Origin of the sequence: Stutzerimonas stutzeri, assembly GCF_051028275.1 — a bacterium.
GTDB classification, from domain to species: Bacteria; Pseudomonadota; Gammaproteobacteria; order Pseudomonadales; family Pseudomonadaceae; genus Stutzerimonas; species Stutzerimonas stutzeri_AS.
The window spans coordinates 853,370-865,414 of the sequence record NZ_CP069269.1 but is presented as its reverse complement, the minus strand read 5'-3'; the positions used below and the strand labels follow the sequence as shown (position 1 = coordinate 865,414).

At 60.9% G+C, this 12,045-nt stretch carries 8 protein-coding genes; 6 read left to right on the top strand and 2 right to left on the bottom strand.

What is annotated here, in order from left to right; genetic code table 11:
- Positions 1-10: 10 nt before the first annotated feature.
- The 3 genes from cueR to JQR87_RS03885 all read left to right on the top strand — a co-directional run bounded on the left by cueR (position 11) and on the right by JQR87_RS03885 (position 4,475).
- Positions 11-439 carry a Cu(I)-responsive transcriptional regulator gene (cueR, locus tag JQR87_RS03895; RefSeq protein WP_407292387.1) on the top strand — a complete coding sequence of 143 codons (429 nt, stop codon included), beginning with the start codon at positions 11-13 and terminating at the stop codon, positions 437-439.
- Positions 440-720: 281 nt separating this feature from the next.
- Positions 721-2,301 (top strand): malate:quinone oxidoreductase, encoded by a 1,581-nt coding sequence (locus tag JQR87_RS03890; RefSeq protein ID WP_407292389.1) that lies wholly within the window; start codon positions 721-723, stop codon positions 2,299-2,301.
- A gap of 251 nt (positions 2,302-2,552) precedes the next feature.
- The gene (locus JQR87_RS03885; RefSeq protein WP_407292392.1) at positions 2,553-4,475 is read left to right on the top strand and encodes a methyl-accepting chemotaxis protein; all 1,923 of its coding nucleotides are present in this window, start codon (positions 2,553-2,555) and stop codon (positions 4,473-4,475) included.
- A 49-nt stretch (positions 4,476-4,524) separates the two neighbouring features.
- On the opposite strand, the gene bfr is transcribed toward JQR87_RS03885, so the two are convergent.
- Complete coding sequence (gene bfr, locus JQR87_RS03880) at positions 4,525-4,992, bottom strand: bacterioferritin (protein ID WP_407292395.1); 468 nt, start codon at positions 4,990-4,992, stop codon at positions 4,525-4,527.
- A gap of 224 nt (positions 4,993-5,216) precedes the next feature.
- Here bfr and JQR87_RS03875 point away from each other — a divergent pair, with 224 nt between their 5' ends.
- From JQR87_RS03875 to JQR87_RS03865, 3 genes are read left to right on the top strand one after another with little or no spacing between them, the layout of a single operon-like run.
- A complete protein-coding gene (locus JQR87_RS03875) occupies positions 5,217-6,305 on the top strand; it encodes an efflux RND transporter periplasmic adaptor subunit (RefSeq protein WP_407292398.1) in 1,089 nt (362 codons plus the stop codon).
- 4 nt (positions 6,306-6,309) lie between these two features.
- Complete coding sequence (locus JQR87_RS03870) at positions 6,310-9,363, top strand: efflux RND transporter permease subunit (RefSeq protein WP_407292400.1); 3,054 nt, start codon at positions 6,310-6,312, stop codon at positions 9,361-9,363.
- On the top strand, positions 9,363-10,868 hold the full coding sequence (locus tag JQR87_RS03865; RefSeq protein ID WP_407292403.1) for an efflux transporter outer membrane subunit: 1,506 nt from the start codon (positions 9,363-9,365) through the stop codon (positions 10,866-10,868). Before JQR87_RS03870 ends, JQR87_RS03865 begins: the two co-directional genes overlap by 1 nt.
- Before the next feature lie 171 nt (positions 10,869-11,039).
- On the opposite strand, the gene JQR87_RS03860 is transcribed toward JQR87_RS03865, so the two are convergent.
- Entirely contained in the window at positions 11,040-11,930 is an 891-nt protein-coding gene (locus JQR87_RS03860) for a PA4780 family RIO1-like protein kinase (protein WP_407292406.1), read from the bottom strand.
- Positions 11,931-12,045 lie beyond the last annotated feature (115 nt).

Genomic DNA, 12,045 nt, shown 5'->3' with positions numbered 1-12,045 from the left:
GGGACTTAGCATGAACATTGGCCAAGCAGCAAAGAAAAGCGGGCTCTCGGCAAAGATGATTCGCTACTACGAGTCCATCGACCTGATCTCGCCAGCAGGGCGCAGCGCCAATGGTTACCGGCACTACGGCGAGGAAGACCTCCACCGCCTCTCCTTCATCAAACGCTCACGGGACATGGGGTTTTCACTGGAGGAAGTGAGCAAACTGCTCACACTCTGGCAAGACCGGCAACGTGCCAGCGCCAGCGTAAAAGCGCTGGCCGGCGCGCATATCGACGCGCTCAACCAAAAGATTGCTGAACTGGTCGGGCTGCGTGACACGCTTCAGGAGCTGGTCGATACCTGCCACGGCGATGACAGGCCGGACTGCCCTATCCTGAGGGACCTTGAGTCTGGCGGCTGCAGCGCCACATCCAAGCCAGCCAGCATCAATCACTGAGTAACCTTCGAGGCGTCAAGCACAACGCATCATGCATTTCGCGTTGCCAAATGCTTAGCTCCCTAATAGACTCCGCGCCCCTCGCAACGGCGGGCTTGGCCGCCCCTGCTCTGGTCAGTTGTCGCGCTTAAGAACGACATCGACACGGTCGCTTTGCTATCTGGCCCCCGGCCCTCCCGAACGCCTTCCTCCCCGACATGCTTGGCAGCCCCAGGTTGCCATCGATCCGTTGGGCTGGCGTTCATTACGCTTTTTTTATAACCAGGCAAACAGAACCACCAATGAAGAATTTGATTTTGGCGTTCATGTGCTTAGCACTGATCGCTTGCTCCAAACCCAACGAACCAGAAAAAACAGTCGATGTCCTGCTGATCGGCGGCGGCATCATGAGCGCAACCTTGGCGACCTACCTGCACGAACTGGAGCCGGACTGGACCATCGAAGTCCACGAGCGGCTGCCAAGTGTTGCTGATGAAAGCTCCAACGCCTGGAACAACGCCGGCACTGGGCACTCCGCTTTTTGCGAATTGAACTACACGCCGCAGAAAGCTGACGGCAGCATCGACATCAGCAAGGCCGTGACCATCGCCGAGTCGTTCGAAGTCTCGAAACAATTCTGGGCTCATCAAGTCGAGCGCGGCGTGTTGCAGGAGCCGCGTCGGTTTATCAACGCCGTTCCGCACATGAGCTTCGTCTGGGGGGCGGACAACATTGAATTCCTGCGCAAGCGCCACGCCGCCCTGCAGCAGAGCCCGCTTTTCCAAGGTATGGAATATTCCGAGCAGCCGCAGCAAATCGGCCAATGGGTGCCGCTGATCATGAACGGCCGCAGCGCGGAGCAACCGGTTGCTGCAACTCGGATGCCCATCGGCACCGACGTCAACTTCGGAGAGATAACCCGCCAACTGTTTGCAGCTCTCGGCAAGACCGAACAGGTCACCCTGCAGCTGCAGCATGAAGTCCGCGACATCTCCCGCAACGAAGACGGCAGCTGGACGGTGGTCTCGGCTGACTTGGCGAACGGAGAAGCGGAGGCCAGCGTGAACGCTCGCTTCGTCTTCATCGGCGCTGGCGGCGGCGCGTTGAAGCTGCTGCAGATGGCGGACATCCCGGAAGCCAAGGGATATGCTGGCTTCCCGGTGGGTGGCCAGTTCCTGATGACAAGCAACCCGGACGTCGTCGCGCAGCACCAGGCCAAGGTTTACGGCCTGGCGTCGGTCGGCTCGCCACCCATGTCAGTCCCGCATCTGGATACCCGCGTGATCGACGGTAAGAAAGTCCTGTTGTTTGGTCCTTTTGCCACCTTCTCGAGCAAGTTCTTGAAGAACGGCTCGCTGATGGACCTGCCCGGTTCCATGAGCACTGACAACGCGTTGCCCATGGTGCAGGCCGGTCTGGATAACCTAGACCTGAGCCAATATCTGGTCGGCCAGTTGCTGCTGAGCCAGGAAGACCGCATCGCCGAGCTGAAGGAGTATTTCCCCGAAGCCAACGCCAACGATTGGGAACTGATCACTGCCGGACAGCGCGTCCAGATCATCAAGAACGACCCGGTGAAAGGCGGCGTTCTGCAGTTCGGCACCGAGATTGTCAGCGCGGCGGACGGCTCCATCGCGGCCCTGCTCGGCGCCTCGCCTGGCGCGTCAACCGCTGCGCCGATCATGCTTAAGCTGCTGCAGACGACCTTCAAGCAACAGGTTGATTCGCCTGAGTGGCAGGCGAAGCTGAAGGTAATGTTTCCTTCTTACGGCCGTTCGTTGAACGAAGACGCTGCGCTGACGGAGCAGATACGCGCCATGACCAGTCAACGCCTGCAGCTCGACGCCCCCACCGTTGCAGTCACCAACGTCTCCCGGGACTGATACCGGCGGGCAGCTCAGGCCATATTCGGTCGTGCTGAACACTTTGTGAGCTGTTTCCGCATGATTGTCTGAGCAAATGTTTGTGACCCGGGGGTTATGTCCCGGCGTCGCAAACAGCTCAATACCATTCGTCGATCTTATGACGTCATATTGATGACGCACTTAAGTTCTTGGTTCTCCCGCCGATAGCGGGGCGCTCAGCTGACGACGGACCGTCGCAGCCTTCCTCTCGTCCTTCAAGTGGAACCTGAATGAATAACTGGTTTGGCAACATTGGCGTAAGCCGAAAGCTGTCCTTGGGCTTTGGCGCTGTTCTGATCCTCACCCTGATACTGGCTTGGAACGGCTGGGGTAGCCTGGGCAGCGTGATCCAGCGCAGCGGCTGGATGACCGAAATTTCACACCTCAACAACACCCTGACCGGGCTTCGCATTGCCCGCCTGCAATTCATGCTGGCGGACGGCGATACCGAGTCCACGGAACGGCTGGATAAGAACCTGGCGATTTACCTCGCCCAGCAGACCAAGCTGCTCAATACCTTCAAGAACCCCATTAACGTGGCGATGCTCAAGGAGCAGGACGGCTACAACGAGCAGTACCAGCACTCACTCAACGATATGCGTCAGGCCTATGTGATCGCCAACGGATCTCAACGCTCCATCGACTCCGCAGCGGTCAAGTTGAGCGACCTGACCGGAGCCATCAATGCACGGACCCTCCAACTGCCGGAGTACGACGAAAGCCGCTTCGAGCAATATCAGGCTATCACACGCATCCGGGAAGAACTGAAGCAGGCACAGTACCTGCTGCGCATCTACCTCGCTTCTGCCAGCACTGAGAATATACAAGCCGTCTACAGCCAGCTCGACGCTGCCGTGGCTACGCTTGAGCGATACGGCAACGTGCTCAACGCCAGCAGCCGCGATGCGATAAGCCAGATTCGGACCGAACTTGGCCAATACCGCACCGCCATCGAAACGTTGGTCACCGCCACCCAGGCAATCGCCAAGGCACGACAGGAGATGACTGATCAGCAGAAGGAGATCGTGCGCATCAGCGACGCCCTGTACCAGTTCCAACTCGACCGTCTGCACATTGAGAGTGGCGAAGCACGCAACCGTCTGATCATCAGCACCGTTCTGGCATTGCTGCTCGGCATCGTCGCGGCCTGGTTGATCACGCGCCAGATCATTCTCCCGCTGCGCACCACTCTGGCTGACATCGAGCGCATCGCTTCCGGCGATCTGACCGCATCAACGGCCGTAACGCGACGCGACGAATTGGGCGCCCTGCAGAAGGGCATCCAGCAGATGGGCACCACCCTGCGTCAGCTGATCGGGGGCATTCGTGACGGCGTAAGCCAGATCAGCAGCGCCGCCGAGGAGCTTTCGGCGGTCACCATGCAGACCAGCGCCGGTGTGAACAGCCAGAAGGAAGAGACCGACCAGGTTGCTACCGCCATGAACGAGATGTCCGCGACCGTTCAGGAAGTCGCTCGCAACGCCGAGCAGGCTGCGCAAGCAGCAAACGAGGCAGACAAGGAAGCGCAAGAGGGCGACCGCGTCGTTGCCGAAGTGGTTGCTCAGATCGAGCGCATGGCTGGTGAAGTGATCCGTTCGACCGAGGCGATGACGGTCCTGCAAAACGACAGCGACAAGATCGGCAGCGTCATGAATGTGATCCGCGCTGTCGCTGAGCAGACCAATCTGCTAGCGCTCAACGCTGCCATTGAGGCCGCTCGCGCAGGCGAAGCAGGAAGAGGTTTTGCAGTGGTCGCTGACGAAGTGCGCGGGCTGGCCCAGCGCACACAAAAATCGACCGAGGAGATCGAAGGCCTGGTCACGGCCCTGCAGAACGGTACACAGCAGGTATCGGCAATCATGCAGAACAGCCGCAGCCTCACAGAAAGCAGCGTCGAGCTGACGCGCAGCGCCGGCACCTCACTGGCGCGCATCACCAGCACAGTGTCCAACATCCAGGCCATGAATCAGCAGATCGCCACTGCTGCCGAACAGCAGAGCGCGGTTGCCGAGGAAATCAGCCGGAGCGTTGTGAACGTGCGGGACGTGTCAGAGCAAACAGCCGCGGCCAGCGAAGAGACCGCTGCGTCGAGCGTGGAGCTGGCACGTCTGGGTAGCCATCTGCAGACGATGGTCAGTCGTTTCCGTATCTGACCGGAGCCGTGAACCAACGAGGCCAGGCATTGCGCCTGGCCTCTTGCTGTCAGCCTGCTTGCGTCTGCAAATAATTCTGCAAGCCGATGCGGTCGATCATGCCAAGCTGCTGCTCGAGCCAATAGGCGTGATCCTCTTCGGTGTCCATCAGCTGCAGCGCGAGGATGTCGCGCGTCTGGTAGTCGTTGTGCTGCTCGGCCAGGGTGATGCCCTTCGCCAAGGCTTCGCGAACTTTGTATTCCAGCGCCAGATCGCTGCGCAGCATTTCCGGGACGGTATGGCCGGGGTGCATCGCGTCAGGTGTCATATCCGGAGTGCCTTCGAGGAACAGGATACGCTTGAGCAGCGCATCGGCATGCTGGGTTTCCTCTTCCATCTCATGATTGATCCGCTCGTAGAGTTTGGTGAAACCCCAGTCGGCATACATCCGCGAGTGCAGGAAATACTGATCGCGCGCTGCCAGCTCCCCACGCAGCAGTTCTTTCAGATATTCGATGACCTGTGGCTGACCTTGCATTGCGACTCTCTCCTGCACTGACTTTGAACGCAGGGCAATGATACGCCCAATCGGCAACAGATAGACCGCTGCCCCTTTGCCGCAGTCAAAAACACCTGACCAACGGGTCACATCAGAATAGGCCGAACTCCCGAGCCAGAGCGGTGCTCTACTGAATCTGTCGCAGCGTTTCGCACCCACACCGCGACGCTTTGCCAGCCCTACCCTTTACGCCAGGAGTACGGATGCCGCCGCTAACACACTCACTTCAAGGCCACTCACAACACGTCTGCATGACCGCAGCGCTCTGCACGCTGCTAGCGCTGGCCGGCTGCGCCGATGATGAACAGCCAGCAGAAGTACCTGAGCGCGTGGCTTTCGTCGAGCCAATCCAGCGTATCGATCGGGGGCCGGAAACGCTGCGTTTCCCCGGCGTGGTCGAAAGCGTGACCACGACACAGCTGGCGTTTCAGGTACCTGGGCGTGTGGAGCGGATCTTTGTGGATGAAGGCGCGCATGTGGAGAAGGGTCAGCGCTTGGCCGAACTCGACGACACCGACTACCAGTTGCAGCTGCGCGAAGCCGAAGCACGGCTAAGCCAGCTGGAAGCGGATCTGGCGCGCAAGCGCGCGCTGCTGGCCGAGGGCATCCTTGCCCCCGCTGCCGTCGAGCCGCTGCAAGCCAGTGTCGTGGCAGCACGGGTTGTCCGTGACAGTGCACAGCGAAACATCAAACACAGCACGCTGGAGGCTCCATTCGACGGCGTCGTCGCGCGGCGGCTGGTCGAGCCTGACATGGTGGTCGCCACAGGTTCGCCGGTGCTCGAGCTGCAGAACAATCAGCACATCGAAGTAACGGTCGACCTGCCTGAAACGGCAGCACTGAGCATTCCTTTGAATCAAACGCTGCAAGCCGAAGGCGAGCTGGTGGTCGCCGACCTGACCCTGCCGTTGCAGTACAAGGAACACAGCACCCAACCCCGTGAAGGCTCGCGCACCTACAGTCTGACACTGCAAGGCGAACCGCCGACCGACTACAACCTGCTGCCAGGAATGGCCATGCGGGTTCGCCTTCAGCGGCCTGCAGCCCTCCAGAACGACAAGCCGCCACGTTTTCGCCTGCCGCTCAGCGCGGTGCAGACAGCGCCGAACGGCAGCCATTACCTGTGGCTGGCGGTGGACGGTCACGCCCAGCGCCACGACTTGCAGCTCGAGCGGATCGAAGATGACCATGCAGTGGTCAGCGGCGAGCTGAACAACGAGATGCTGGTGGTCGTGGCGGGTGGCAGCAAGCTTTCGGAACATCAGCCAATCAAAGCCGAACGGCGGAAATAAGCGGATGGATTTAGCCCGTTACGCCATCTGCCGGCCGGTCAATATCTGGATCTTGGTGCTGATCTGTCTGATCGGCGGCATCGTCGCGTTCTTCGAGATGGGCCGCCTGGAAGACCCTGAGTTCACCATCAAGGAAGCCATTGTCACCGTTCAATACCCTGGCGCGACCGCGCTTGAGGTTGAGCAGGAAGTGACCGAGCCTTTGGAAAGCGCTATCCAGGAGCTTTCTGAGGTCAAGGAAATCCGCTCGCGCTCGATGATCGGGCAGGCGGAGATTCGTGTCGAAATCCAAGACCGCTATTCCGGCGAGCAGCTCGACCAGATCTGGGATCAGCTGCGCAGCAAGGTCGAGGACGCGCGCCAGAAGCTACCACCGGGCCTCGACCCGCCACTGGTCAACGATGATTTCGGTGATGTGTACGGCATATTCTTCGCGCTGACCGGCGAGGGCCTGACCCTCGAAGAGCTGCATGAAGTGGCGAAGGACCTGCGCCGCGGTCTGATCACGGCTGATGGGGTCGGCCAGGTCGAGATCGCCGGCGTGCGCCCGGAACGCATCCTGGTCCAGGTCGATCAAGCACGCCTGGCCGCCTTGCGTCTGTCGCCACAGGAGCTGGTCGCCGCGTTGACCGACGCCGACGCGGCGGTTGAGGCGGGCGGCGTCCGCGCAGGCAAATTTTTTGTGCAGATTCGCCCGACAGGCGCCTTCGACTCGCTGGATGCACTGCGCGCCCTGCCGGTCGGCCAGGGCGAGCAGAGTGTGGATCTGGGTTCCATCGCCACATTAGAGCGCGACTATGCCGAGCGGCCGCGCCAGATCATTCGGCACAACGGAGCGCCTGCGCTGACGCTCGGCATCAGTGGTATATCGGGCAGCAACATCGTCGAGGTGGGCCGCAGCGTCGAGGCGAAGCTGCAATCCATGCAGCGACTGATGCCGCTCGGCGCCGAGCTGCATCCGCTGTACCAGCAGCACAGCATCGTCAACGAGTCGGTCAACAGTTTCGCGCTCAACGTTTTTCTCTCGGTGGCTATCGTCGTCGGCGTGCTGTGCTTCGCAATGGGCGTGCGCGCGGGCGTGATTATCGGCGCTGTGCTGTTCCTCACGGTGCTCGGCACGCTCCTGGTCATGTGGCTGGCCGGGATCGAACTGGAGCGCATTTCCCTTGGCGCGCTGATCATCGCCATGGGCATGCTGGTGGACAATGCGGTAGTGGTTTGCGATGGCATGCTGATCCAGAAACAGCGCGGCATGAGCATCCTCGAGGCCTCGCAGAAAACCCTGCAGCAGACGCAATGGTCATTGCTGGGCGCGACCATCATCGGCATTCTTGCATTCGCCGGTATCGGACTGTCGCAGGATACAACTGGCGAATTCCTGTTTTCGCTGTTCTTCGTCATTGCCACCTCGCTGCTGCTCAGCTGGCTGCTGGCGCTGCTGGTCGTGCCGCTCTTCGGGCATTACCTTCTTGAGCGAAAGAGCGACAAACAAGATGACGATGCTGACCCGGACGATGCGTACAGCGGCCCAATATACAACCGCTACCGCCGAATAGCCGGGGCGGTGCTAGCGCGGCCATGGCTGACACTGGGCATTCTGGTTGTGCTGACGGTTCTCAGCGTGCTGGGCTTCAGCCGCGTACCGCAGAGCTTTTTCCCACCGTCGAGCACACCGATTTTCTACGTCAACCTGTTCCTGCCGCAGGGCACGCATATACGCGAGACGAGCCGGACCGCCGAGGACGTTGAGGGTTATCTCGAACAGCTCGACGGTGTCACGGATGTATCCACCTTCGTCGGCGCAGGCGCTTCGCGCTTCATGCTGACTTACGCACCGGAGCAACCCAACCCAGCATTGATGCATTTTCTTGTACGCACCGAGAACGCAGAGGTCATTGCCGACCTGGTTCGTGAAGTGAACCAGACGCTACCTGGCCGTTATCCATCGGCTGATGTCGCCGCGGCCCAGTTCATGTTTGGCCCCAACGCCGAGGCCAAGCTCGAAGCACGGATAAGCGGCCCCGATATCGAAGAGCTGCGACGACTGTCCGCCGAAGGTCAGCGAATCCTTAACGAGCAAGGCCAGGTGTTCAACATCCGTGACGACTGGCGATCGCCCGTCCCGGTGCTGCGCCCTCGCCTGGCTCTCGACCGTCTGGCCGATGCCGGACTCACTCGCCAGCAAGTAGCGCAAGCGTTGTCGGTGGCCAGCGAAGGACAGCAGGTCAGCGTGTTTCGTGACCGGGACGAGCTGATCCCGATTCTGCTGCGCGCGACTCCCGAGGATCGCGTCGAACCGGGCGATCTGATGCAGCGATTGATCTGGAGCCCGGCGACTCGCCGCTACGTACCGCTGGCCCAGGTGGCAGACGGCATCGAGGCGACTACAGAGGAATCGATGATTCGCCGCTACGGCCGTGAACGGACAATTGCCGTGCGCGCCGAACCGCGTGACGGCGAAAACACCAACGTTGCGTTCGAACGAATCAGGCCGCTGATCGAAGGCATCGAATTACCGCCAGGCTATTCGATGGAATGGGGCGGTGACCATGAACAGTCCACCGAAGCCCAGCAGGCACTGGCCAGCACGCTGGCGTTGCCATATCTCGCGATGGTGCTGGTTACGGTGTTGCTGTTTGCCAAGGTTCGCCAGCCGCTGATGATCTGGCTGGTAGTGCCGATGGCGCTCTGCGGCGTCACCCTCGGGCTGCTCGTCACCGGCCAGCCATTCGGCTTCATGGCCCTGCTTGGCCTGCTGAGCCTGACCGGTATGTTGATCAAGAATGCCGTAGTGCTTGTGGATGAAATCGACCGACAGATTGAGGATGAAGTGCCGCGCCTGACCGCCATCATCGAAGCCTCGGCGTCGCGTTTGCGACCGGTGATGATGGCTGCCGGAACCACAGTGCTGGGCATGGTGCCGCTGTTGTTCGACCCCTTCTTCGCCAACATGGCCGTCACCATCATGGGTGGGCTGGGCTTTGCCACCCTTCTTACCCTGCTGGCCGTACCGTGCCTGTACTTGCTATTCATGCGCGTCAAACCGGAGGAAACCTGATGCCCTGCCGATTGGCTCGCACACCCCTGGCTTGGGCGTTGGCACTTGCGCTGAGCGCATGCTCCAGCGTGCAGGAAAGACCGCAGCCCGACGTACCGGATTCCTGGTTTCATGCCGTACGAGAGCAGCCTGCGGACGTCGAGGCGCTGGCCGACTGGTGGCAACAGTTCGACGACCCGACCCTCACCCAGCTGGTGCGCGAGGCGTTGCAGAACAATCGCGACATACGCCTCGCCATGCTGCGCGTCGACACCGCACGGGCGCAGTTGCGCCAGGCCCGCGCAGGGCTGTTCCCGACCTTCGATCTACCGGGCTCGGCCAGCCGCCAGTGGATCGAAAACAACAACGAGCAGAACCCCAACAGTCCCATAGGCCAATTCATCCCGGATGAAGACGTCATTACCTTCGACAATTGGGAATTGGCATTACAGGCCAGCTGGGAGCTGGACATCTTCGGCGCCACCCGGGCGCGAACTGACAGTGCGCGGCAACAGATTCGCTCGGCGCAAGCCCAAGCCATCGCCGCGCGGCTGGCGGTCGCCTCCAATACAGCTCAAGGCTACATGCAAGTTCGCGCCCTCGAGGGGCAGCGGGCATTGCTGATCGAAGGCATCGAACTGGCGGCCGATCTGGAGCGTATCGCTCGAAAGCTGTTCGAGGCCGGCGAAGTCACTCGGCTGGATGTCGAAGCCAGCGCCGCGGAGCGCGCCTCCCTGCAAGCGGATCTCGACGAACTGCAGATCAACCTGGCCGAAGCAAAGCTGGCGCTGGATACGCTGCTAGCCAAGCCGCCAGGTAGCGCGGCCCGTGAGCTCGAAGCGCCGGTCAGGGTACCGTTGGCTGACAAGCCCATCCCGCCCGGACAACCCTTGGACCTGCTGCGCCGCCGCCCGGATCTGATCGCTGAAGCCGCCCAGTTGGAGGCCGCGCAGCTGCAATCACTGGCCGCACGCCGTGACCTGTTTCCGACCCTGGCGGTACAGGCGGCTGTGGGGCGCTCGGGCCTGGCACTGGGCGATGCTTTTTCCACCGCATCCAACTTCACCCGACTCGGCGCCACCTTCGGCTTGCCGTTCCTCGACTACCGGCGTCGCGGCGCTGCGATAGACCTGGCGGACGTGCAGGGCGAAAGCGCCTACCTTGGATTCCAGCAGACACTGGCCGAGGCGCTGGAAGAGGTCGAACGATCATTGGTGCGAGTGGAGGGACAGCAGAACCGCATGGAAGCGCTCCACACGACGCTGCGGCACCGCGAATACGCCTATGAGCTGGCGCAGACGAGCTATCGACTGGGAGAGGCCAACCTCAACGAGGTGCTGGATGCCCAGCGCGGTTCGCTACAGGCAAGGCAGCAAGCGCTGCAGGGAAGAGCCGCCCTGGCGACATCGCAGGTGGCACTGTTCGTGGCGCTGGGTGGCGGTTGGGACATGAATCCGAGGACGACGGAGGAAATCGGGCCGGCGTCGAAGATGTCGAACTCGGGCAGCGTGGACTCGAAGCATTAGGCCAACCCGTACAACTTGTCCGTGCTGCAGCGCTTCGCCGGCGCCTCGGCCACCCAGACCGCGAACAAGCTCGCTGCTACGAAAAGCGGGGCGGCGTACGGCGTTTTTTGGATACCTTCATGAAAATCCGCGGCGGGGTGCTCTCGATCCCTGCCCTGCGGATCATCTCTGTCAGTTACGCATCCATGGCGGCGTCGGTGGCTCATCGCTGGGCTCATCCGTCGCGTTGCGTAACGCTTCCTTACGCGCCTGATCTGCAAGCGTTGCCTTGATTTCACGCATGACCGCATCCAGATCGGCCGCATCTTCCGGCTCGGCGAACTCACCGGTCAGCTCGGTATCGGGCGTCAACTTGCCGTCCTCGTACAGCGCCCACATCTCCTTGGCGTAGCGGGTGAATTTGAGCTCCGGCGCAAACTGCCCGAAATAGGCTGCCATGTTGCCAACGTCACGCTCGAGCATTTCAAACGCATGGTTATTACCGGCCGCGTCTACTGCCTGGGGCAGGTCAATGATGACCGGACCGTGCTCGTCGAGCAGCACGTTGAATTCGGACAGGTCGCCGTGTACCAGGCCAGCGCAGAGCATCTTCACCACTTCACCGATCATGAATGCATGAAATTCGCGGGCGTCGTCAGGGTGAAGATCGACATCGTTCAGACGCGGCGCGGCATCGCCGTCTTCGCCAGAGATCATCTCCATCAGCAGCACGCCATCGAGAAAGTCGTACGGTTTGGGCACCCGTACGCCAGCGTCCGCCAGCCTATATAAAGCGGCAACTTCAGCGTTCTGCCAGTTTTCCTCTTTTTCCTTGCGTCCGTGCTTGGAGCCCTTGGCCATGGCGCGTGCATCACGGCTGCTACGAACCTTGCGGCCTTCCTGATATTTGACGGCTTGCCGGAAGCTGCGATTGTTGGCTTCCTTGTACACCTTGGCGCAACGCAGTTCGTCACCACAGCGCACTACATAGACTGCTGCTTCCTTGCCGCTCATAAGCGGGCGCAGCACTTCGTCGATCAGCCCATCGTCGACCAACGGCTCGAGTCGTTTTGGCGTTTTCATCAGCGGCTTACAGACCCTTTTTGACTATGCTGATCTGCAGGTTACGGCAATCGCGAACCGGCTTCCATGCTCACTCGCAAGTTTGAAAGCGCACTGTGGATTGGCAATCGGACTG